Raw genomic sequence first — 22,288 nt, forward strand, 5'->3', positions numbered from 1 at the left:
TACATGATCCTTTCCATGTCGACGCCTCGCGGAAACACCGGTTGCGCCGCCCCTGCGAACCCGCAGCGCCCGGCCCGACCGGCCGTCGCTCATCGCTCGGCAGCGGGACGGTTCCCGGTCGCGAAGCGCGAACCGTCGGTCACGCGCCGCTCGCGAAAACCGACGACCACCGCCAGGAACGCGACGCTCGCGCCGACCGTGACGGCAATCATCGGGCGGGCGGTGCCGTCCGACAGCCACGCCAGCACGCCGCCGCACGCGGCCGTGATCGCCATCTGGATAAAGAAGAAGAGCCCGGACGCCGTGCCGGCGATCTTCGTGTACGGCTGCATCACCGCGAACTGACAGGCCGGAATCGCGATCCCGACGGCGATCATCACGACGAACATCGGGACGACGAGGGCCGCCACCACCGCCGGGGCGATGGTGCCGCCGACCCACAGCACCGCGGCACCGACCAGATTGATGCCGGCCGCCGCCGCGATGACCGAATCGGCTTTCCAGCGGCCGCTGGTGCGCGCGAACACGCTCGAGCCGATCAGGTAGCCGAGCACGGTCAGGCCGAAGATCGCGGCATAAACCGGGCCGGACACGCCCATTTGCCGCTGGAACAGCGTCGACGATTCCGCGATGAACGGATAGTACGTGCAGTAAGCGAAGCTGATGGCCAGCGAATAGCGCAGGAAACGGCGCTCGCGAAGCAGCCCGGCGTACGTCCGCAGCAGGCCCGGGCCCGGCACCGGCCGCGCGTCGCGTGCGCGGGTCTCCGGCAGGCAGCGCAGCACCATCGCCGTCGCGACCAGCCCGCCCGCCGCCAGCCATCCGAACACGCCGCGCCAGCCGAGCCACTCGGCGACCGCGCTTCCGGCCAGCGGCGCAATCACCGGCGACAGCGCCATGCCGGCCGAGATTCGACCGAGCATCGTGGCCTGCATCGCGGTCGGAAAGCGCTCGCGCACGATGACGCGCCCGATCACCGTTCCGCTGCAACCGCCCAGCGCCTGGAAGATGCGTGCGGCGATGATCGCGGGGATGCTGGTCGACAGCGCGCAGGCGATGCTCGCAATGACGTAGACGCACAGGCCGCCAACGAGAACGGGACGGCGGCCGTACCGATCGGACAACGGCCCCGACACCAGCATCGACAGCGCATACCCGACCATGTAGAGGGTCAGCGTGAGCTGCAACTGGGCGTCGGTGCCGTGCAGCGCGTCCGCCATCGCAGGCAGCGACGGCAGATATGCATCGATCGTGACCCGCGGCAGGCACACGACGAGCATCAACAGGAACAGCCAGCCCCACTGGGGCAAGGAACGCGTCTTCATGCGGTGAGTCCGTCTCCGGTCGGATGGGTGTGGTCGGTGTGGCCGACAGCAATCTAAGGGGAAAGTGATATAAGTTGAAGAACCATTAAATCGAATACTGACTGGACCACTATGCCGCGAGGCAAAGCCGCGATTCCGCTTGATCTGCCGTGCCCTTCCGGGCTGTCGACCGGCAGCCCGCAGTCGAAGCAGGCGTGCATTGCCGACGCGATTCGCGACGCGATCCTGAAGCGCCTGCTCCCCGGCGACAGCCCGCTGCCGTCCAGCCGGACCCTTGCCGCGCGCTGGTGCGTTGCACGGGGAACCGTCGAAGCGGCGTACGACTTGCTGTGCTCCGAGGGCTACATCGCACGCACGCGAGGGTCCGGGTCGCGGGTGTGCGCGGTGGTGCCGGACAGCTATCTGCGCGCGACCGCGCAGCCGCGCGATGGCAGCCCCCACCGCCCCGACACGCCCCGCGCGTCGGCGGGCACGACGGACGCGGCCGCGCCGGAACACGGCGTGCGCCCGGGCGTCCCGTTCGTCGCGCGACTCGCCGATCCGGGCCTGCTGCCGATGCAGCAATGGAAGAAAGCACTCGGGGCGAGCCTGCTCGCCGCGACGGCGGACGACCTCGGGGCGACGCCGTCGCAAGGCGTCGAAAGCCTGCGCGCCGAAATCGCCGCGTACCTGCGGGAATACCGCGGCATTCCGTGCGAGGCCGGCGACATCTTCATCACGACCGGCATCCGGCATTCGATCGATCTCGTCGCGCGAACGCTGCTCGCGCCCGGCTCGACGGTGCTGATGGAAGATCCGGGCTATGCATCGGCCTGGCAGATTTTCACGCTTGCGGGCGCGACCGTGATCGACGTGCCGGTCGATCGGGAAGGGATCGACACAGCGTCGCTGGATCGCCATCCCGACGCGCGCGCGGCCTACGTGACGCCCGCCCATCAGGCACCGCTCGGCGTCACGATGTCGGTGTCGCGCCGGCTCGAACTGCTCGACTGGGCGCAGCGCAGCCGGGCATGGATCATCGAAGACGACTACGACGGCGAATTCAGTTACCAGACCGCCCCGCTGCCCGCGCTGAAATCGCTCGACACCTGCGACCGCGTGATCTACTGCGGCTCGTTCAACAAGACACTGTTCTCCGGGCTGCGCATCGGCTTCATGGTCGTGCCGGCGGAACTGCGGCCGATGCTGTCGGCCGTGTGGCATGCGACCGCGCGCGCCGTCGGCGTGGCACCTCAACTCGCGCTGGCCCGCTTCATCGCGCACGGCGACTTTGCGAAGCACCTGCGCGCCAGCCGCCACGCGTACCGCCAGCGGCGCGACATCGTGCTCGACCAGCTGGCGAAGCACGCCGGCGGGCGGTACACGGTGTCCGGCGAGCACGCGGGATTTCATTTCGTGCTGTGGCTGCCGCCGGGGATGGACGACACATCGTTCGTCGCGCAGGCTCACGCGGCCGGCGTCGCGTTGCAGACGATCCACGGATTCTGTCGAAGCGCCGAGTGCGAAGCGGGTGTCGTCGTCGGCTATTCGGCACTGACGACCGCGCACGCGCGGCATGGCGGCCGAATCCTCGGAAAGCTGCTGGCGCAACCCGCGTAGCCGTCTTTGCCATCGTTGCCGCGTCCGGCGGCGACCCGCTTCCTGCCCTTTTCAAACCGCCCCGCGCGCCGCGAAAACCGCGGCCGCCGTCGTTTCGACCTCGGGAAATCCATGACACAAAGGACGCGATTGTGAACGGAAATGAAAGCAGGCTGAAAGTGCCTCGCAATTAACATCCGCGTCACTCGAACAACATCTATGCGTAACTGGAGGAAGACATGCCGTTTGCACCGAAGCACCTCGCCGCCGCGCTGGCGATCGTCCTGGGCACTGCCGCCGGCAGCGCCGTCGCACAGGCTCCGGCCGGGTATCCGGGTAACTACCAGGGCGTGATCGACGCCGCGAAGAAGGAAGGCAAGCTGATCGTCTACTCGACGACCGACACGGGCCTCGTGCGCCCGCTGATCAAGGACTTCGAAAGCCTGTACGGCGTCAAGGTCGAGTACAACGACATGAACAGCACCGAGCTGTACAACCGCTACATCAGCGAGAACGCGGCGAGCAGCACCAGCGCCGACGTGCTGTGGAGCTCGGCGATGGACCTGCAGGTCAAGCTCGTCAACGACGGCCTGATGGCACCCTACGATTCGCCCGAAAGCGCGAACGTGCCGCAATGGGCGCAATACCAGAAGCAGGCGTACGGCACGACGTTCGAGCCGCTCGCGATCGTCTACAACAAGCGCCTGATTCCCGAAAACGAAGTGCCGAAAACGCGCGCCGACCTGATCAAGCTGCTCACGTCGCAACCCGACAAGTTCAAAGGCAAGGTCACGACCTACGACGTCGAGAAATCGGGCGTCGGCTTCAACGCGCTGACGCAGGACGCGCACCTGAACGAGAAGGTCACGTGGGAGCTCGTGAAGGCGATCGGCGCGACCGGCCCGAAGCTGCAGTCGAGCACGGGCGCGATGATGGAGCGGATCTCGTCGGGCGAGAACCTGATCGGCTACAACATCATCGGTTCGTACGCGTACGCGAAAGCGAAGAAGGACAAGTCGATCGGCTACGTGTTTCCGAAGGACTACACGCAGATCGTGAGCCGCCTCGCGACGATCTCGAAGAAGTCGAAGAACCCGAACGCCGCGAAGCTGTGGGTCGACTACCTGCTGTCGAAGCGCGGCCAGACGTTGATCGCGGACCAGGCGAACCTGTATGCGATCCGCACGGACGTCACGGGCGAAACGTCGGCCGCGAGCCTGTCGAAGGAACTCGGCGATTCGCTGAAGCCGATCCAGATCGGCACCGGCCTGCTCGTCTATCTCGACCAGTCGAAGCGCCTGGCTTTCCTGAAGCAATGGCAGCAGTCGATCAAGCGCTGATCCGCTGACTGCCGGCCGCCCGCCGCACACCGCGCGGGCGGCCCCTTCCCCTTACCGACTTCCTAGAGGCGGCCATCCGGATGGCCGCAGGGGCGAACTCATGCTTTCAACCAGCACACGCGGAACGGCGCCTGCCGTTGCGCCCGCCACCGGCCTGCGCGACGCGATTCCCGCGCTGCCGGTCAACAGCCTGCAGCCGCTCGCCGGCATGCTGCGCTGGATCGTCGTCTCGGTACTGACCATCGCGGTCGCGCTGCCGCTCGGCTTCATCCTGTTCCAGAGCCTGCTGACCGCGCCGTTCTTCGACGCGAACAAGGCGCTCGGCATCGAAGGTTTCCGCTTCATTTTCAGCGATCCCGACTTCTGGTCGGCCGTGAAGAACTCGTTCATCATCGCCAGCGGGATGCTGTTCATCTCGATCCCGCTCGGCGGCATCCTCGCGTTCCTGATGGTGCGCACCGACCTGCCCGGCCGCCGCTGGCTCGAACCGCTGCTGCTCACGCCCGTGTTCGTGTCGCCGATGGTGCTCGCGTTCGGCTACGTGGTCGCGGCCGGCCCGGTCGGCTTCTACTCGGTGTGGTTCAAGGAACTGTTCGGGGTGCAAAACGTGCCCTGGAACGTGTACTCGATCTTCGCGATCACCGTGATCGTCGGCCTCACGCACGTGCCGCACGTGTATCTGTATTCGTCGGCCGCGCTGCGCAACCTCGGCTCGGACGTCGAGGAAGCCGCGCGCGTTGCGGGCGCCCGCCCGTTCCGCGTCGCGCTCGACGTGAGCCTGCCGATGACGATGCCCGCGCTGCTGTTCGCCGGCGTGCTGGTGTTCTTCCTCGGCTTCGAGGTGTTCGGGCTGCCGCTCGTGCTCGGCGATCCGGAAGGCCACCTCGTACTCGCGACCTACCTGTACAAGCTGACCAACAAGCTCGGCGTGCCGTCGTACCACCTGATGGCCGCGGTCGCGGTGTGCATCGTCGCGATCACGTTCCCGCTCGTGCTGCTGCAACGCCGCCTGCTGAAGACCGCGAACCGCTTCGTCACGGTGAAGGGCAAGGCCGGCCGCTCGACAGTGCTGCCCCTCGGCGTGTGGCGCTGGGTCGCGCTCGCGATCGTCGCGCTGTGGCTGATGCTGACCGTGATCGTGCCGATCTCGGGCATCGTGCTGCGCGCATTCGTGACCAACTGGGGCGAAGGCGTCGCGCTCGCGGAAGTGCTGACGCTGTCGAACTTCATCGAGTTGTTCGAGCAGGACAACCTCGTGCGCGCGATCGTCAACACGCTCGGCATCGGTGTGATCGGCGGCGCGCTCGCGGTCGGCTTCTACTCGCTCGTCGCGTTCGCCGGCCACCGCCGCCCCGACTGGGCGACCAAGCTGCTCGACTATCTCGTGCTGCTGCCGCGCGCGGTGCCCGGCCTGCTCGCCGGTCTCGCGTTCCTGTGGATCTTCCTGTTCGTCCCCGGCCTGCGCGAGCTGAAGAACTCGATGTGGAGCATCTGGATCGCGTACACGGTCGTGTGGCTCGCGTACGGGATGCGGCTCATCCAGAGCGCGCTGCTGCAGGTCGGCCCTGAGCTCGAGGAAGCCGGCCGCAGCGTCGGCGCGACGCGCAGCCGCGTGTCGCTCGACGTGACGCTGCCGCTCGTGCGCTTCGGTCTGCTCGCCGCGTGGCTCCTGATCTTCATGATCTTCGAGCGCGAATACTCGACGGCCGTCTACCTGCTGTCGCCCGGCACCGAAGTGATCGGCGCGCTGCTCGTGTCGCTGTGGGCGACCGGCGCCGTCGACCAGGTCGCCGCGCTTTCTGTCATCAACATCGCGATGGTCGGCGCCGGTCTCGGCGTGGCCCTGCGCTTCGGAGTGAAACTTCATGGATAAGCTCATCGTCGACGACCTGCATCTCAGCTACGGCGCCAACCCGATCCTCAAGGGCGTGTCGTTCGAACTGAAGGCCGGCGAAGTCGTGTGCCTGCTCGGCGCGTCGGGCAGCGGCAAGACCACGCTGCTGCGCGCGGTGGCCGGCCTCGAACAGCCGTCCGACGGCCGCATCCAGCTCGACGACCGCGTGTTCTTCGACGGCGCGAAGCGCGTCGACCTGCCCGTCGAGCAGCGCTCGCTCGGCCTCGTGTTCCAGTCGTACGCGCTGTGGCCGCACCGCACCGTCGCCGACAACGTCGGCTACGGGCTGAAGCTGCGCCGCGTCGCGCCTGCCGAACAGAAGCGCCGCGTCCAGGCCGCGCTCGACCAGCTCGGCCTCGGCCATCTGGCGGAACGCTTTCCGCATCAGTTGTCGGGCGGCCAGCAGCAACGCGTCGCGATTGCGCGCGCGCTCGTCTACAACCCGCCGGTGATCCTGCTCGACGAGCCGTTGTCGAACCTCGACGCGAAGCTGCGCGAGGAAGCGCGTGCATGGCTGCGCGAGCTGATCGTGTCGCTCGGGCTGTCGGCACTGTGCGTGACCCACGACCAGACCGAAGCGATGGCGATGTCCGACCGCATCCTGCTGCTGCGCAACGGCCGCATCGAGCAGGAAGGCACGCCGGCCGAGTTGTACGGCGCGCCGCGCTCGCTGTATACGGCCGAGTTCATGGGCAGCAACAACCGGATCGACGCGCGCGTCGCCGCGATCGACGGCGAATGCGTGACGCTTGCCGGCGACGGCTGGGAAATCCGCGCGATGGCGCGCGACACGTTCGCGCCGGGCCAGGACGCGCAGGCCGTGATCCGCCTCGAACGCGTGCAGGTCACCGACGGCCCGGGCGCGAACCGGCTGCAGGCGGACCTCGTCACGTCGATGTATCTCGGCGACCGCTGGGAATACCTGTTCCATTGCGGCGACATGCGCCTGCGCGCATTCGGCCACGTGCCGCGCGCGGCCGGCAAGCACTGGCTCGAATTCCCGACCAACGACTGCTGGGCGTTCGCGAAAGCGGGCTGACCCGATCGCGGCGGCCCGTACGCCGCACGCCGCGCGCATCGCGCCATGCGATGACATGCCGGCCCGGCGGACGTCTTCCGGCGTCCGCCGCGGCCTGCTACGCGCCGCACCTGTTTCACCCACCCCACAAGAACCAAGGAGACACCGTCAATGAAGTCACGCGCAGAACGTTCCTTTCGCACAGTAGTCCTCACGGGCTCGGCCGCCGCGGCCTGCATCGCCGCGCCCGCCGCGCACGCGCAGTCGTCGGTCACGATCTACGGGATCATGGATGCCGGCATCGAATACACGAACCACGCGGCGCCGCAGGGCGGCAACTCGTTCAAGCTCAAGTCGGGCAACAAGAACACGTCGCGCTGGGGCTTGCGCGGCGTCGAGGATCTCGGCGGCGGGCTGAAGGCCGTGTTCCGCCTCGAAAGCGGGATCGACCTCGCGAACGGCGCCTTCGACGACGGCCCCGACTCGATCTTCGCGCGCCGCGCGACGGTCGGCCTGAAGGGCAAATGGGGCGAGCTGTCGCTCGGCCGCAACTTCACCGTCACCTACGACTACATGCTGCCGTTCGACCCGATGGGTTACGCGCAGAACTACTCGTGGGCGACGTCGTCGATGGCGACGGGCGGCCGCAAGGACGGCCTGTTCACGCGCTCGTCGAACGCGGTGCGCTACGACGGCGAATTCAGCGGCTTCAAGTTCGGCGCGCTGTACGGCTTCGGCAACGTGCCGGGCAGCGTGAAGACCAGCTCGAAATACGACGTCGCGCTCGGCTACGAGACCGGGCCGTTCGCGGCAGCGGTCACGTTCGACCGGCAGAACGGCGCGGCCGACAGCATCACGCCGGCCGACACGGTCAACTACATCCAGGGCATCCACGCGGGCCTGAGCTACGACTTCGGCAACCTGAAGACGATGGCGGGTTACCGCAATTACAAACGCACGTTCCGCACGACGGCGGCGAACCAGTTGAGCGACATGGTCTGGGTCGGCGGGTCGTACCAGTTCACGCCGACGTTCTCGCTGATCGCGGCCGTCTATCACCAGAACATCAAGGGCGGCACGGACGCCGATCCGACGCTGGTGTCGCTGCGCGCGCAGTACGCGCTGTCGAAGCGCACGGTGCTGTACGCGGCCGGTGCGTTCGCGATCGCGAAGCACGACCAGAAGGTCGGCGTGTCGCGCGACGTCAACGGTTATGGCACGACGCAAGTCGGCGTGACGGCGGGGATTCAGCAGCGGTTCTGAGTCTGATGCGGCGGGCGGCGGCGGGCGTCTTTCGCTCGCGGCCGCCCTGCTTTCCCCGCATGCGCGGCGATCACGACGGATAGCCGGCTATCGTCGCGCAGCTCGTTCATCGCGCCGAGCCAGCCCCGCTGCGGTTCGGTCGCCGTTCACTCGCCCCGCATCGTGAACACCGGGCGCACGAGGCTGTTTGCATCGCCCCAGTGTTCGTCGACGGCCGACAGCGGCACGGTACGCGTCTCGATCGCGAGGCCCGCCGGCCCGGCCGCGTCGAACACGCCGCGCACGGAGTCCAGCAAACGCGGCAGCCGCACGCTGCCGAGGCCGCTGCCCATCAATTCGATTGCGGTTGCGCGCAGCACCGCGCCCGGCAACAGCACGTCCGCGCCGCCGATCGAGCCGATCTGCACGAAACGCAGCCGGCGGCCATCGGGCGCCGCCTTCGCCGCGGCAATCAACAGCGTCTGCGCGCTGATGCCCCACAGATAGTCGAGCACGACGTCCACGCCCGCGCGGAAATGCGGTTCGAGCGCACGCGCCAGATGCGCGTCGTCCTGCTGCAACGACACGACGGTGTCCGCGCCGGCGTTCAGCAATGCCTGCAGCGCGGCCGCGTTGCGGCCCGTCGCGATCACCTTTGCGGCGCCGAGATGCTTCGCGATCCGCACCGCCAGCCGCCCCGACGTGCCCGTCGCGCCGTTCACGAGCACCGTCTCACCCGCGACGAGCCGTGCGCGTTCGGTCAGCGCGGCCCACGACGACATCCCGGGAATCGCGATCGCCGCGGCCGTGACGTCGTCGAGCCCGTCCGGCAACGGCACGCACTGCGTATCGGGCGCGATCGTGCGCTCGGCCATCGCGCCGAACGGCGCGGGGACGCCGAAGAAATAGACGCGCTGCCCGTCGCCGAGACGGCCGACGCCGTCGACGCCGACGACGAACGGATAACGTCCATCCGACGAATAATGCGTTCCGGACGCGCGCGCCTGCGCGATCCGGCTCAGCGCCGACACCGTCACGTCGATCAGACTGTGGCCCGGCATCGCGCACGGCGGTTCGAATTCCATGTGGACGGGGCGCTCGCCGGCGCCCTTCACGACTGCGGCTTTCATGGTGGCTCCTTGAATCGGATTGCTCGATCTACGGTTGCGCGGGACGTCAGCGTGCGTCGAGCCACGCGCGCAGCGCGGGATCGCGCACTTCCATCACGTCGAACAGGCCGATCGCCCGCAGCACGGGCAATGCGTCGATCGCGTCGGCTTCCGCGCGTGCCCGGTCGGCGGGCGTGGCGTCGGGATCGGTCAGCACGCGCGCGTTGACCAGAAATGCGCCGACGGTGCCCTTGCGGATCGTCGTTCCGCCGGCATCGATCCGGTCGGCATGGTCGGGAAGCATCTGTTCGGCTCGCATCGTGTCGTACTCCGGTTGTCATCGATAGACGCAGTGTAGGCGTGCGAAGCCGGCCGATCTCCGGTATAACAGCCATTCGATACCGCTATCCGGCCATGTCCGATCCGCTCCTGCCCGCCCGATTCGTCACGTCCGACGACGGCCCGTTCGTCGTTGCCGCCGTCCTGTCGCAACGCGACCCGCGCGTGACCGCGCCGCATGCGCATGCACGCGGCCAGCTCGTCGGTGCGCTGAGCGGGCTGCTGACGATCGGTCTCGACGACCAGGACTGGGTCGTGCCGGCGATCCACGCGATCTGGATTCCTCCGCATTGCCGGCATTCGCTGCGCTCGTTCGGGCCGATTTCCGGCTGGTCGGCGTTCGTCGCGGAAGCGCGCTGCGCGGCACTGCCGGACACGCCGCGCGCGATCCGTGCGTCGCCGCTGCTGCGGGAAGCGGTACGACGCGCCGCGAGCTGGGACGGTTCGGAACTGAATGACGCGCAGACGCGGATCGCCGACGTGATCCTCGACGAAATCGCCGCGTCGGAAGTCGAATCGCTGAGTCTCGCGCGGCCGCGCGACGCGCGGCTCGTGCGCATCACCGACGCGCTCGCCACGAACCTCGCGGACAACCGGCGGCTGGAGGAATGGGCCGAATGGGCCGGCATCAGCGCACGGACGATGAGCCGCCGCTTCGTCGCCGAGACGGGGCTGACGTTCGCGCAGTGGCGTCAGCAGGCAAGGCTGCTGCGGGCGCTGGAGAGAATCGCCGACGGCGTGCCGGTAACGACGATCGCGCTCGATCTCGGGTACGACAACGTGAGCGCGTTCATCGACATGTTCCGGCGCGCGCTGGGGACGACGCCGGGGCGGTATATGGAAGCGGGAATGTCAGAAGTCGGGACAATGGGAAGTCAGTCGTAACCCGTCCCCAAGGCTTGCGCCTGCGCACTCAGTTCCGCCATCACATCCACGATCGCCTGATCGCATTCCGCCCTGCAACGCGTCAGGTCAATCGCGCGGACAGGTCGACGACCCGCCGCATCGCGATATGGGATCGCCTTCAGTTCAAGCGAGGTCATCCGGTCCCTTTGCGAAACCTTGTACCCATGCTCCGATTCGTCAGGCAGTGCCTCTGCGTTACTTGGCATATCTGCCACGGCCCCTCGCTCAATAAGTCGTGTCACCGTTCTTTTCCGTCGGGCGAGATTCCCCCTTGAACTGCGCCGCCAGCCGCTCGGCACTCCTCGCCAGCAGCGTCGTATCGACCCCGACCGCGACGAACAACGCGCCCGCGTCCAGATACCGCCGCGCCGCCGCTTCATCCGCACTCAGGATGCCGGGCGCCTTGCCGGCCGCCTTGATCGTCCGGATCGCACCGTCGATCGCGGCCTGCACGTCCGGGTGCCCCGGATTGCCGAGATGCCCGAGATCGGCCGCGAGATCGGCCGGCCCGATGAACACGCCATCGACACCGTCGACCCGCGCAATCGCGTCGATCGCATCGAGCCCCGCGCGCGTCTCGACCTGCACGAGCACCGCCATCTCGTCGTTCGCGCGGTGCAGGTAGTCGCCGACGCGATTCCATCGCGACGCGCGCGCCAGCGCGCTGCCGACGCCGCGCATCCCGTGCGGCGGGTAACGCGTCGCGGCAACGGCCGCGCGCGCTTCGTCGGCGCTTTGCACCATCGGCACCAGCAGCGTCTGCGCGCCGAGATCGAGCACCTGCTTGACGATCACCGCATCGTTCCACGGCACGCGCACGACCGGATGCGACGGATACGGCGCGATCGCCTGCAGTTGCGCGAGGATCGTCGGCACCGTGTTCGGCGCGTGCTCGCCGTCGATCAGCAGCCAGTCGAAACCGGCGCCCGCGACGACTTCGGCGCTGTACGGATTCGCGAGGCCGAGCCACAGCCCGATCTGCGCATCGCCGCGCGCAAGCGCGGCCTTGAAGACATTCGAAGGAATCTGCATCGCTCGCTCACTCGAAGTAGCACTGGATCGTCCCGAGCGGACCGTAGTCGACACTGAACGTATCGCCCGGCCGCGCCGCGCACGGCCGCGTGAACGAGCCGCCGAGCACGATCTGCCCGGGTTCCAGCGCGACGTCGAAGCGCGACAGCCGGTTCGCGAGCCACGCGACGCCGTTCGCCGGATGGTTCAGCACGCCGGCCGCGACGCCCGTTTCCTCGACCACGCCGTTGCGCGACATGATCGCCGCGACCCAGCGCAGATCCACGTCGTGCGGCTTCACCGGCCGGCCGCCGATCACGACGCCCGCGTTCGCCGCGTTGTCGGCGATCGTGTCGAACACCTTGCGCGGCCGTTTCGTATCGGGGTCGATCGACTGGCTGCGCGCGTCGATGATCTCGAGCGCGGGCACGACGTAATCGACCGCATCGTACACGTCGAAGATCGTGCAGTCCGGGCCCGAGAGCCGCTTGCCGAGCACGAACGCAAGCTCGACCTCGACGCGCGGCACGATGAAGCGGCCGGTCGGGATCGTGCCGCCGTCCGCGAAGAACATGTCGTCGAGCAGCGCGCCGTAGTCGGGCTCGTCGATCTGCGACGTGTTCTGCATCGCCTTCGACGTGAGACCGATCTTGTGCCCCTTCAGCGTGCGGCCTTCCGCGAGCTTGAGGGTCACCCACGCGCGCTGGATCGCATACGCGTCGTCGATCGTGATGTCGGGATGGTCGAGCGAGATCTGGCGGATCTGCTTGCGCTCGCGCTCGGCGTCATGCAGACGCTGCGCGAGCTGGTCGATGAGGGCGGGTTCGAGCATGGTCGGATCGGGAATGGGGTTCAGCCGGCCCGCTTGTAGCGGGCGTGGATGTTGTTGTGCTTGTACGAGCCGCTTTCGCTGAACTCGGTCAGCTCCATCGACAGCGCGAGATAGCGCTGCGCGTACAGCTCGGCGAAATGCGCCTTGATCGCGTCGAACAGCGCGTCGCACGCGGCTTTCTTCGTGTCGTCGCTGCGGCCCGAGCCGATCTTCAGCGTCACGTGGACGAACGCGTCGTCCTCCGTGCCGTCGGCGACGCAGTAGTCCTGCAGCTCGATCGCGCGCGAGCGGATACCGCCGGTCGGGAACACGCCGCCCTGCGCGATCAGCGTTGCGTTGATCGTGCGCAGCAGCGCGGGAATGCGCGCGTCGTCGCGGATGTTCGCGGTGTATTCGACGACGATGTGAGGCATAGCTAATCTCCTGTCGAACCGAGTTAGCGCTTCAGCGCTTATGTCGGACCAAGTTAATGCTTCAGCACTTGCTTGGACCCGATGCTTTGCAGTCGAAGCCGGATGCGGGGCGGCGGCGTTCAGGCCAACGGAAAGATCGCGTTGATCTGCCCGGTACCCGAACTCGCGAAATAGTCGGTGACGATCTCGACCGGTTTGTCGTAACGATCCCAGCCGAGCAGGCCGAGCAGCATCGCCGTGTCGTGCATGCCGCCTTCGCCGTGGCAATGCGTGTTGTACTCGGGCAGCATCGCGCAGAACGTCTTGAAATCGCCCTGCTTCCACAGCTCGACCACGCGCAGGTCGACTTGCCGGAAGAATTCGCGGCTGATCTGGTGGATCGATTCCTCGGGGCTGCCGTTGTCGTTGAAGCGATGCGACAGCGAACCGCTCGCGAGGAACGCGACGTTCGAATCGCTCTTCTCGATCGCCTCGAGCAGCGCCTCGCCGAAGCGCCGGCTTTCGTCGAGCGTGTGCCACATGCACCAGCCGGCGATCGACACGACCTTGAAGTGCTGGTCGCCGTTCATGTAGCGCATCGGCACGAGCGTGCCGTATTCGAGTTCGAGGCTGTCGATCTCGTGTGCACGCGTCGCGACCCCGCGTGCGCTGGCCGTCTCGGCGATCAGCCGGCCGAGCGCCGGGTTGCCCGGATACGCGTACTCCATGTCGCGGATGAAATGCGGCAATTCGTTGCTCGTGTACGTGCCGGCGAACCGCGCGTTGCAGTTCACGTGATAGCCCGCGTTGACGAGCCAGTGCACGTCCGACACGACGATCGTGTCGACGCCGAGCGCGCGGCAGCGCTCGCCGATCAGTTGATGGCCGCGGATCGCTGCTTCGCGGCAGCCGTGATGCCTGCCGGGCATTTCCGACAGGTACATCGACGGCACGTGCGTGATCTTCGCGGCGAGGGACAGTTTGCCCATCGTTCAAGTCTCCATATCGTTCGTTCTTGCGGCGAAACGACCCGCGCCCGTTACACGCCCCAGCGCGGAATATGATGCGAACCCATCGAGATGCACACGTTCTTGATCTCCGCGAACACCTCGAAACTGTACTCGCCGCCCTCGCGCCCGGTGCCCGATTCCTTCACGCCGCCGAACGGCTGGCGCAGGTCGCGCACGTTCTGGCTGTTCACGAATACCATCCCGGCTTCGATGCCGCGCGCGAGACGATGCACCTTGCCGACGTCCTGCGTCCAGATGTACGACGCGAGGCCGTACGACGTATCGTTCGCGAGCCGCAGCCCTTCTTCCTCGTCCTCGAACGGGATCAGGCACGCAACCGGCCCGAAGATCTCTTCCTGCGCGATGCGCATCCGGTTGTCGACGTCGGCAAACACGGTCGGCCGCACGAAGTTGCCGTTGCGCAGATGGTCGGGCAGGCCTGCCGGCTTGTCCGCGCCGCCCGCGACCACGCGCGCGCCTTCCTGCTCGCCGATGCGGATATAGCCCGTCACCTTCTCCCAGTGCTGACGCGTGATCATCGCGCCGAGCTGCGTGGCCGGATCGGACGGATCGCCGACCACCAGGTTGTTCGCGCGGCGCGCGAATTCCTGCACGAAGCGGTCGTAGATCGTGCGCTGCACGAAGATCCGCGAGCCCGCGGTGCAGCGCTCGCCGTTGATCGAGAAGATCGTGAACAGCGACGCGTCGAGCGCACGGTCGAAATCCGCGTCGTCGAAGATCAGCACCGGCGACTTGCCGCCGAGCTCCATCGAATACTTCTTGAGGCCCGCGCGCTCCATGATGCGCTTGCCCGTGACGGTGCCGCCCGTAAACGACACCGCACGCACGTCCGGATGCCGCACGAGCGCGTCGCCAGCGGTTGCGCCATAGCCCTGCACGACGTTCAGCACGCCGGGCGGGATCCCGGCTTCGAGCGCGAGCCGGCCGAGCTGGTCGGCCGTCAGCGGCGACAGCTCCGACATCTTCAGCACGGCCGTGTTGCCGAGCGCGAGGCACGGCGCCGTCTTCCACGTGGCCGTCATGAACGGCACGTTCCACGGCGACACCAGCGCGCACACGCCGACCGGCTGGTACAGCGTGTAGTTCAGCATCTGGTCGTCGACCGGATAGGTGCGGCCGTTCATCTGCACGCACACTTCCGCGAAGAAGTTGAAGTTCTCGGACGCGCGCGGAATCAGCTGCTTGCTCGTCTGCGCGATCGGCAGGCCGGTGTCCTGCGTCTCCAGCGCCGCGAGCATCGGCACGTTCTTCTCGATCAGCTCGCCGAGCTTGCGCATCAGCTTCGCGCGCTCCTTCGCGGGCGTGTTCGCCCACTTCGGGAATGCTTCCTTCGCCGCGCGCACGGCCGCGTCGACTTCGGCTTCGCCGGCCGACGCGACGTCGGTGATCACGTCGCCCGTCGCGGGATTCAGCGTCGTGAAGGTCTCGCGGCTCTCGACTTCGCGGCCGTCGATCCAGTGCTTGATGGTCATGTGCTCTCCTTCCGTGGGCGACGGGCTCAGCCGGCGCGATAGTAGTCTGCTTCGCCGACGATCGTGTTCACGAGCCGGCCGATCCCTTCGATTTCGGTCACGACCTCGTCGCCCGGCTGCGTGTCCGCCAGCCCCTCGGGCGTGCCGGTCAGGATCAGGTCGCCCGGCGAGAGCGTCATGAAGCCGCTGATGTGCTCGATCAGCGCCGGCACGTCGAAGATCATGTCGCGCGTGCTGCCGCGCTGCGTCTCCCGGCCGTTCACCGTCGTGCGCAGCGTCAGGTCGCCCGCGTCGCCGATCTCGTCGCGGCTGACGAACCACGGCCCGAGCGGCGTGCAGGTGTCGCGGTTCTTCACGCGCAGGTTCGGGCGGTAGTAGTTCTCGAGATAGTCGCGGATCGCGTAGTCGTTCGCGACCGTATAGCCGGCCACGTAGTCGATCGCCTGCGCGCGGCTCACGTTGCGCGCGGGCCGGCCGATCACGACGGCCAGTTCGCACTCGTAGTGCATGTGCGTCGCATCCGCCGGGCGCACGGTGCGCGACCGGTGGCCGATGAACGTGTTCGGCCCCTTCAGGAAGATCAGCGGCTCGCTCGGCGCGTTGAACGCAAGTTCCTTCGCATGATCGGCGTAGTTGAGGCCGAGCGCGAACGTCGTGCGCGGCGCGACGGGCGGCAGCCATGCGACCACGTCCTCGGCGAGCACACGCCCCGTGTCGAGGCGGATCGCGCCGTCGCCGGCCGGTTCGGCCGCATGCAGTGCACCGTTGTAGATCACGCGCGCCGTCTTCATCGTGTTTCCTCCGCAACCAGCGTGTGCCGCAACGTGCCGATGCCGGCGGCGGCGATCTCGACCGTGCTGCCCGCGCGGGCGCGCGGTGCGCCGCCCGCGACGCCGAGCAGCAGCACATCGCCCGCGTCGAACGACATGAACGCCGTCACGTCGGCGATCAGTTCGCGCACCGGGCGGATCAGGGTGGCGGTCGAAGCGGACACGGCAACCTCGCCGTCGATCCGCACGGTTAACGCAAGCGCGTCGACATCGGCCAGCGCGGCGGCCGGCACGATCGCCGGGCCCAGCGGGCAGAAACCGTCACGGCACTTGAAGCGTACGGCCGGACGGTAGTAATCGGGATGCGGCACCGACACGTCGCTCACGAGCGTGAAACCGTGCAGGTAGTCGAGCGCCTGCGCGGCCGGCACGTGCGTCGCGCGCCGGGCGAACACGACGGCCACCGACGCGCCGATCTCCAGCGCGTCGACGCCGGCCGGCACGACGACGGCCGCGCCGTCGGCCGCATGCGTGTTGGCCGGCTTGATGTAAAGGACCGGCGCCTGCGGCGGGCGGCCGTAAGGCGGCGCGTTCACCGCATCGCCGAGCGCGTCGAGCGCCGCACGCTCGTTCAGCAGCGCACCGTAAACGGTACCGATGGCGACCGGCAACGGCGGCGCCGCGGCGGTCGTGCAAGACAGCTCCATGCGTCATTCCCCTGCCGCGCGTCGCGGCGCATCGTCAATACTTAACATCTTAAGTAAACAATCGGGCGCTGGCAACCTCGATTACCCTGATACGCGAAATTCATCACCTTCGGCTGTTAAGATTGATGCGTCCCCGTCCACTGTCCACCCCGATGAACCGTACGCTCGACCATCGCAACCTGGCCATGCTGCTGCTCGAGGCCCGCGAAACGCTGATGGGCCTGTTCCGCCCCATTCTCAAGGAATTCGCGCTGACCGAACAGCAATGGCGGATCATCCGCGTGCTCGACGGCGAACCGGCGCATGCGCTCGAAGCGGGACAGATCGCGCGCCGCTGCTGCATCCTGAGCCCGAGCCTCACGGGCGTGCTGGAACGGATGGAGCGCGACGGCCTGATCACGCGCACGCGCGCGCAGGAGGATCAGCGCCGGCTGCTGGTCAGCCTGACGCCGCAAAGCAGGAAACTCGTCACGGAAATCGGTCCGCGCATCGACGAGCAATACCGGCAGCTCGAGTCGCGCTTCGGCCAGGACGGCCTCGAAGACATCTACCGCGCGCTCGACCGGCTCATCGAACTCGGCGGCAACGCGCAATGATGGCGCCCGTTCCCGCCAGCCGCGGGAACAGGCACCGGCGCAGCGCGGGCGGTCAGTGCAGCGCGCCGCGCATCAGTTCGGTCACCGCGACGCCGCGCGACGTGCGCATGCATTCCTCGACGTAATCGATGAACGGCAACGGCTCGAAATCGATTTCGTCGCGCACGCGGCGGTTGTCGAACACGCGATCGACCGTCGCGAATTCCGCGCAGCGCTGCAGCGCCCGGCCGATCACGCGCTCGAGTGCCGGATCGGGCCGCCCGAGCACGTCGCGCACCACCAGCGGCAGCTCGGCCGGCACGCACGCCGCATAGCGCGGCGCCCCCGTCATTCCTGCCGCCTCGTCCATCGCGCGCACGATCTGCGCGACCTGCGGCGCCTCGTCGCCGGCCGACACGTGATAGAGATCGTGCGCGAGCGTCGGCTTGACGGCCAGCAGCATCGTCGCGCGCGCCACGTCGTCCACCGACACGATGTCGATGCGCGTCATCGGCCGCGCGGTGAAGCGGCGCGCCGCATGCGCAAGCCGGAACATCCAGAACGAATTCGGCGCGGGCCGCGTACCAAGCACCGTGTGGCCGACGACGTGCGACGGCCGCACGACGACGAGCGGCAGCCCGAGCGCGCGCAGGCGCTGCTCCGTTTCCGCCTTCGCGTGCAGGTAGTCCGCCGCGAGCACCGCGCCCGGCAGGCCCTCGCCGTCTTGCGCGACATCGTTCGCCGCGGCGCCCGCCCCTTGTTCGCGCACGATTCCGCCGCGGCCCGCATGCGCATAGGCCGTGCCGACGTACACGAAGCGCTGCAGGCGCGGCGCACGCGCGAAGCGTTCGGCGAAGCGCACCGAATCGGCGATGTCCGCCTGCAGGTGCGCGCCGTCGGCCGGCGACGCATGACCGGCGCAGTGGATCACGTGCGTCGCGCCGGCGAGACACGGCGCGTCGGCACCCTGCCACACGTCGCCGAGCGCGCCGACGATCACGTTCGCATCGCTCAGGCGCGACGCCCAGTACGGCGCAAGCCCCGCGCGCAGCGCCGCTTCGCGCAGCCGCGCGACGGCGTGGCCGCGGTCCTGCGCGCGCACGACGCACACGATGCGTTCGAGCAACCCTGCATTGACGAGCGCCGTCAGCACGGTACTGCCGATGAAGCCGGTCGCGCCGGTCAGCACCAGCCGTCCGACGTTCGCCGCCGCGACCGGTGCGCTGGCCGGCGACACGAGGCTCGTCCGCCAGTTGAGCGACAACGCGGTTTTCCAGATCAGCACGATAGTCTCCTTCGAAGAGTCGGCCGGGCGGCGCGGCGCCCGCGGTTGCGGGCTGCGCACGGCTCGCCGGCCGGGCCGGGGCTGACGCGCGCCCTGGCTGCCCCGATCGGGCGTGCGGCCCGCGATCGCGTCGATCGCGTCTCTGGCACGAGGCGCAGGCAGCCGCCGAGGACGGGCGTCCGCGGCACAGGATCGGGAAGTTCCCAGTGTGGGGCCCGATCGCATGCAAGTCTGTCCCGAAAGTTTCGTGAAAGTGTGCCGATTTGTACGCGATTGTCGGAGTGTGTCGCTCCGGCCGCGCCGTCAAGGCGCTGAAACATCCGGTCGGGCCGCGTTCGAGTCGCATTCGGGCGGTGCCGGGTTGCGTCGGTCGGCCCGGTTTCGGCGGCGGCCCGCGCGCGACAGATCGACGCGGCCACGGCCATGTCATCCCATGTCTCGACCGTCACCGATTCGCGCGTGGACACCACAATCGCCGATGCCACTTGCGTTTGCGCGTGCCGCCGGAATGGCAGTGAATCGTCAGACATCGTTTCATCGGAAGCCGCAATAGACTCAATCCGGGTTTATTGCGGATTATCACTTGCGTTTCACACCAGTCTATCTAGACTGTTCAAGTCAAAACGGTCAAATGTGTCATTTTTTTTGGGAGACGATCCAATGCGCCTCACTATTCGGATTAATGGCAGCGAGTCGGCAACCCGGCAATCCTTCGCGGTGCTGTGGGTGGATACCGACGAGGGCCTGTGGTCGCGCGAGGCACATCAGGGCATCGATCTCCCGACCTGGGGCAAGGTCCGCAACGTCGAGGGTGCGATGGCGCTCTGCGCGGGCGACGGCGGGAGCGCCTTATGCCAGTTGAAGGGACTGTCGTTCGGTGCGACGCAGCGCGAACAGGGCCCCGCCGTGCTCGCCGGCAACCACCCCGGCGCGTGGCGGCTGCAGGCCGTCGATCGTTGCACGACCGAGCCGGAATACCATGAATTCATTTCCGTCGACCGATAGAAATATTTGACGTAGATCGTCTGCGGTTTTCGGGTTTATTCCGGTTTCAGCGATATTCATTTCGATATTCAGCATTATCAGCGCCCCATTGTGGGGCGCTTTTTATTTTTCGATTCAAATAAATAATCAGGATCCGGGCAATTGATCACGTAACGGCGACGGTCTGAATCGACGGGTACCGGATGCCGTGCGCCCGGATCGACACGCAGCGGATCGCCCACCTTTCATCGTCTGCTGCGATGGTGAAAATCCGCTTCCGTCGCGCCTTTCCTGCCCCCTTTTCCGCGCTTGACCGGCTCGTCACCACGCGCTTTTTCGCGGGGCCGGAACAGACTTTCCCCACACGGCGTTTACTCATTTATTACAATCGCATTATTCAGACTGACCTGCCGCCGCCCGGCGGCCCGACCCGGCCATTGCATGAGCGTAAAAAAGAAGACCCACCCCGCCGATCCGTACTCGGCCGCGACGAAGAATCCGATGCTCGCGTCACGCCTGCCGATGTGGCGCTCGAAACTGGTCGTGATCATCGTGTTCCTCGCGTTCGCTGCGCTGATCGCGCGCGCCTTCTGGGTGCAGGTCGCGAACCAGGATTTCTACGTCGGCCAGGGCCAGAAGCGCTACCAGCGCACGATCGAGCTCGACGCGATGCGCGGGCGCATCGTCGACCGCAACGGCGCGATGCTCGCGGTCAGCCTGTCGACCTATGAAATCTGGGCAAACCCGAAACAGGTCGCCGATACCGACTACCCGCAGATCGCGAAGCTGCTCGACATGCCGCTCGTCGAGGTGAAGCGGCGTCTCGGCCACGACCGTACGTTCGTGCTGCTCAAGCGGCAGGTCGACGCGGACACCGCGGGCCGGCTCGACAAGCTCGCGATCGACGGGATCACGCAGATCGCCGATTCGAAGCGCTTCTATCCGGAAGGCGAATCGGCCGCGCACGTGGTCGGCTTCACGAACGTCGAAGACAAAGGCCAGGAAGGCGTCGAACTCGCGGCGAATGGGCGCCTGTCGGGTACGTCCGGGCAGCGCGAGGTGATCCGCGACCGGCTCGGCCGCATTGTGTCGGACACGCGCCCGCTCGTTCCCGCCCAGCACGGCGCGACGATCGAGCTGACGATCGACCGCCGCATCCAGCAACTCGCGTTCAGCCAGCTCAAGGCGGCGGTGGTCGAGAACAACGCGGTGGCCGGCAGCGTCGTTGTGCTCGATGCGCAGAACGGCGAGATCCTCGCGCTCGCGAACTACCCGACCTTCGACCCGAACGACCGCGCGCGCCTCACGGGCCAGCAGTTGCGCAACCGCGCGGTGATCGACACGTTCGAACCCGGCTCGACGATCAAGCCGCTCGTCGTCGCGCTGTCGATCGACGAGCGCAAGGTCACGCCGAACACGATCATCAATACGTCGCCGGGCACCTACAAGATCGGCCCGGCCGTGATCCACGACACGTCGAACCACGGGTCGCTGACGGTGTCGCAGGCGCTGCAGAAGTCGAGCAACATCGCGCTCGCGAAGCTCGCGCTGAACCTGCCCGCCGAAACGATCTGGAACAAGTACCAGGAATACGGGATCGGCCGCGCGCCGGAACTGACGTTTCCGGGCGTCGCATCGGGACGGCTGCGCGGCTACAAGCGCTGGCGGCCGATCGAGCAGGCGACGATGGCGTACGGCTACGGCCTGTCGATGTCGTTGCTGCAGATCGCGCAGACCTACACGGCCTATGCGGGCGACGGCACGCTGCACCCCGTGTCGCTGCTGAAGAACGGCACCGACCAGCAGACGATCGACGCGCATCGCGGCCACCGCGTGACGTCGCCGCAAACGGCCGCGTCGATCCGCTCGATGCTCGAGATGGCGGTCGGCGAAGGCGGCACGGGGCGCCGCGCGCGCGTCGACGGCTACCGGATCGGCGGCAAGACGGGCACCGCGCGCAAGCAGGTCGGTGCGACCTATGCGAAGGGCAAGTACCGCGCGCTGTTCGCGGGGATGGCGCCGATGAGCAACCCGCGCCTGATCGTCGCGGTGATGATCGACGAGCCGCGCGGCAAGGGCTACTACGGCGGCACGGTGGCCGGCCCGGTGTTCGCGTCGGTCACGAGCGGCTCGCTGCAGTTGCTCGGCGTGCCGCCCGACGCGCCGGTCGAACCGGAGAAGCCGCAGCCGGCCAAGGCGGTTGCACCGCAGAAGACGGTCGCTGCGCCGAAGGCAGCGGTTCAACCGAAAACGGCTGCTGCGCCGAACGCGCCCGCGCCGGTGAAGACGGCCGCGCAGTCCCGCACGGCCGTGCCGGCGAAGGCGACGGCAAGCTGAAGCCGCCGGGCGGGCGATGCGACGTACCGCACCGCCCGCGCACCCGTCGCCCTCACCCCGCTTTCATCCCACTTTCTAGGAACGCCCCGCATCATTTGAGCGTTCCCGCCGCGTCCTCCTACAATTTTTTCGCGCCGCGGG

Annotated in this window: 22 protein-coding genes; 9 read left to right on the plus strand and 13 right to left on the minus strand. The window is 67.5% G+C overall.

Annotated elements, in window-relative coordinates:
* Nucleotides 1-89: 89 nt before the first annotated feature.
* A complete protein-coding gene (locus JYG32_RS21495) occupies nucleotides 90-1,325 on the minus strand; it encodes a multidrug effflux MFS transporter (protein ID WP_213266892.1) in 1,236 nt (411 codons plus the stop codon).
* A 111-nt stretch (nucleotides 1,326-1,436) separates the two neighbouring features.
* Between JYG32_RS21495 and JYG32_RS21500 the strand changes: the two genes are divergently transcribed.
* From JYG32_RS21500 to JYG32_RS21520, 5 genes are all read left to right on the plus strand, one after another.
* Nucleotides 1,437-2,924, plus strand: a complete 1,488-nt coding sequence (locus JYG32_RS21500) for a PLP-dependent aminotransferase family protein (protein ID WP_213266893.1) — start codon at nucleotides 1,437-1,439, stop codon at nucleotides 2,922-2,924.
* Nucleotides 2,925-3,142: 218 nt separating this feature from the next.
* Nucleotides 3,143-4,243: an ABC transporter substrate-binding protein gene (locus tag JYG32_RS21505; RefSeq protein WP_213266894.1), complete on the plus strand. Its 1,101-nt coding sequence runs from the start codon at nucleotides 3,143-3,145 to the stop codon at nucleotides 4,241-4,243.
* A gap of 100 nt (nucleotides 4,244-4,343) precedes the next feature.
* Nucleotides 4,344-6,116, plus strand: a complete 1,773-nt coding sequence (locus JYG32_RS21510) for an ABC transporter permease (RefSeq protein WP_213266895.1) — start codon at nucleotides 4,344-4,346, stop codon at nucleotides 6,114-6,116.
* Nucleotides 6,109-7,176, plus strand: a complete 1,068-nt coding sequence (locus JYG32_RS21515; RefSeq protein WP_174382181.1) for an ABC transporter ATP-binding protein — start codon at nucleotides 6,109-6,111, stop codon at nucleotides 7,174-7,176. Before JYG32_RS21510 ends, JYG32_RS21515 begins: the two co-directional genes overlap by 8 nt.
* A gap of 150 nt (nucleotides 7,177-7,326) precedes the next feature.
* Nucleotides 7,327-8,418: a porin gene (locus tag JYG32_RS21520; protein ID WP_213266896.1), complete on the plus strand. Its 1,092-nt coding sequence runs from the start codon at nucleotides 7,327-7,329 to the stop codon at nucleotides 8,416-8,418.
* Between the two features lie 146 nt (nucleotides 8,419-8,564).
* On the opposite strand, the gene JYG32_RS21525 is transcribed toward JYG32_RS21520, so the two are convergent.
* Together JYG32_RS21525 and JYG32_RS21530 are read right to left on the minus strand one after the other, a co-directional pair.
* Nucleotides 8,565-9,527: a quinone oxidoreductase family protein gene (locus JYG32_RS21525; protein ID WP_213266897.1), complete on the minus strand. Its 963-nt coding sequence runs from the start codon at nucleotides 9,525-9,527 to the stop codon at nucleotides 8,565-8,567.
* Between the two features lie 46 nt (nucleotides 9,528-9,573).
* Entirely contained in the window at nucleotides 9,574-9,825 is a 252-nt protein-coding gene (locus tag JYG32_RS21530; RefSeq protein ID WP_213266898.1) for a hypothetical protein, read from the minus strand.
* Between the two features lie 95 nt (nucleotides 9,826-9,920).
* Between JYG32_RS21530 and JYG32_RS21535 the strand changes: the two genes are divergently transcribed.
* A complete protein-coding gene (locus tag JYG32_RS21535; protein ID WP_213266899.1) occupies nucleotides 9,921-10,730 on the plus strand; it encodes an AraC family transcriptional regulator in 810 nt (269 codons plus the stop codon).
* Here JYG32_RS21535 and JYG32_RS21540 read toward each other — a convergent pair.
* From JYG32_RS21540 to JYG32_RS21575, 8 genes are all read right to left on the minus strand, one after another.
* Nucleotides 10,721-10,888, minus strand: coding sequence for a hypothetical protein (locus tag JYG32_RS21540; protein ID WP_213266900.1), 168 nt, complete (start codon nucleotides 10,886-10,888; stop codon nucleotides 10,721-10,723). The genes JYG32_RS21535 and JYG32_RS21540 overlap by 10 nt on opposite strands.
* Before the next feature lie 88 nt (nucleotides 10,889-10,976).
* Complete coding sequence (gene hpaI, locus JYG32_RS21545) at nucleotides 10,977-11,783, minus strand: 4-hydroxy-2-oxoheptanedioate aldolase (RefSeq protein ID WP_213266901.1); 807 nt, start codon at nucleotides 11,781-11,783, stop codon at nucleotides 10,977-10,979.
* Nucleotides 11,784-11,790: 7 nt separating this feature from the next.
* The gene (gene hpaH / locus JYG32_RS21550; RefSeq protein ID WP_213266902.1) at nucleotides 11,791-12,594 is read right to left on the minus strand and encodes a 2-oxo-hept-4-ene-1,7-dioate hydratase; all 804 of its coding nucleotides are present in this window, start codon (nucleotides 12,592-12,594) and stop codon (nucleotides 11,791-11,793) included.
* A gap of 20 nt (nucleotides 12,595-12,614) precedes the next feature.
* Complete coding sequence (locus tag JYG32_RS21555; RefSeq protein WP_174382186.1) at nucleotides 12,615-13,007, minus strand: 5-carboxymethyl-2-hydroxymuconate Delta-isomerase; 393 nt, start codon at nucleotides 13,005-13,007, stop codon at nucleotides 12,615-12,617.
* Nucleotides 13,008-13,126: 119 nt separating this feature from the next.
* On the minus strand, nucleotides 13,127-13,975 hold the full coding sequence (gene hpaD / locus JYG32_RS21560; RefSeq protein WP_174382187.1) for a 3,4-dihydroxyphenylacetate 2,3-dioxygenase: 849 nt from the start codon (nucleotides 13,973-13,975) through the stop codon (nucleotides 13,127-13,129).
* A gap of 50 nt (nucleotides 13,976-14,025) precedes the next feature.
* On the minus strand, nucleotides 14,026-15,489 hold the full coding sequence (gene hpaE / locus JYG32_RS21565) for a 5-carboxymethyl-2-hydroxymuconate semialdehyde dehydrogenase (protein WP_047903437.1): 1,464 nt from the start codon (nucleotides 15,487-15,489) through the stop codon (nucleotides 14,026-14,028).
* Nucleotides 15,490-15,515: 26 nt separating this feature from the next.
* Nucleotides 15,516-16,280: a fumarylacetoacetate hydrolase family protein gene (locus JYG32_RS21570; protein ID WP_213266903.1), complete on the minus strand. Its 765-nt coding sequence runs from the start codon at nucleotides 16,278-16,280 to the stop codon at nucleotides 15,516-15,518.
* Complete coding sequence (locus JYG32_RS21575; RefSeq protein WP_174382190.1) at nucleotides 16,277-16,966, minus strand: fumarylacetoacetate hydrolase family protein; 690 nt, start codon at nucleotides 16,964-16,966, stop codon at nucleotides 16,277-16,279. The genes JYG32_RS21570 and JYG32_RS21575 overlap by 4 nt, the downstream gene beginning before the upstream one ends.
* Before the next feature lie 152 nt (nucleotides 16,967-17,118).
* Between JYG32_RS21575 and hpaR the strand changes: the two genes are divergently transcribed.
* Nucleotides 17,119-17,562, plus strand: coding sequence for a homoprotocatechuate degradation operon regulator HpaR (gene hpaR / locus JYG32_RS21580; RefSeq protein WP_174382191.1), 444 nt, complete (start codon nucleotides 17,119-17,121; stop codon nucleotides 17,560-17,562).
* Nucleotides 17,563-17,614: 52 nt separating this feature from the next.
* Here hpaR and JYG32_RS21585 read toward each other — a convergent pair whose 3' ends face one another.
* Complete coding sequence (locus JYG32_RS21585; protein WP_213266904.1) at nucleotides 17,615-18,826, minus strand: SDR family oxidoreductase; 1,212 nt, start codon at nucleotides 18,824-18,826, stop codon at nucleotides 17,615-17,617.
* A gap of 660 nt (nucleotides 18,827-19,486) precedes the next feature.
* Here JYG32_RS21585 and JYG32_RS21590 point away from each other — a divergent pair.
* Nucleotides 19,487-19,831, plus strand: a complete 345-nt coding sequence (locus JYG32_RS21590; RefSeq protein ID WP_174382200.1) for a DUF3564 family protein — start codon at nucleotides 19,487-19,489, stop codon at nucleotides 19,829-19,831.
* A gap of 77 nt (nucleotides 19,832-19,908) precedes the next feature.
* Here JYG32_RS21590 and JYG32_RS21595 read toward each other — a convergent pair whose 3' ends face one another.
* Nucleotides 19,909-20,052, minus strand: coding sequence for a hypothetical protein (locus JYG32_RS21595; RefSeq protein WP_174382193.1), 144 nt, complete (start codon nucleotides 20,050-20,052; stop codon nucleotides 19,909-19,911).
* Nucleotides 20,053-20,251: 199 nt separating this feature from the next.
* Here JYG32_RS21595 and JYG32_RS21600 point away from each other — a divergent pair, with 199 nt between their 5' ends.
* On the plus strand, nucleotides 20,252-22,147 hold the full coding sequence (locus JYG32_RS21600) for a peptidoglycan D,D-transpeptidase FtsI family protein (RefSeq protein WP_213266905.1): 1,896 nt from the start codon (nucleotides 20,252-20,254) through the stop codon (nucleotides 22,145-22,147).
* The last annotated feature ends 141 nt before the right edge of the window (nucleotides 22,148-22,288 follow it).

The organism is Burkholderia pyrrocinia (assembly GCF_018417535.1).
In the GTDB taxonomy this organism is placed as follows: domain Bacteria; phylum Pseudomonadota; class Gammaproteobacteria; order Burkholderiales; family Burkholderiaceae; genus Burkholderia; species Burkholderia pyrrocinia_E.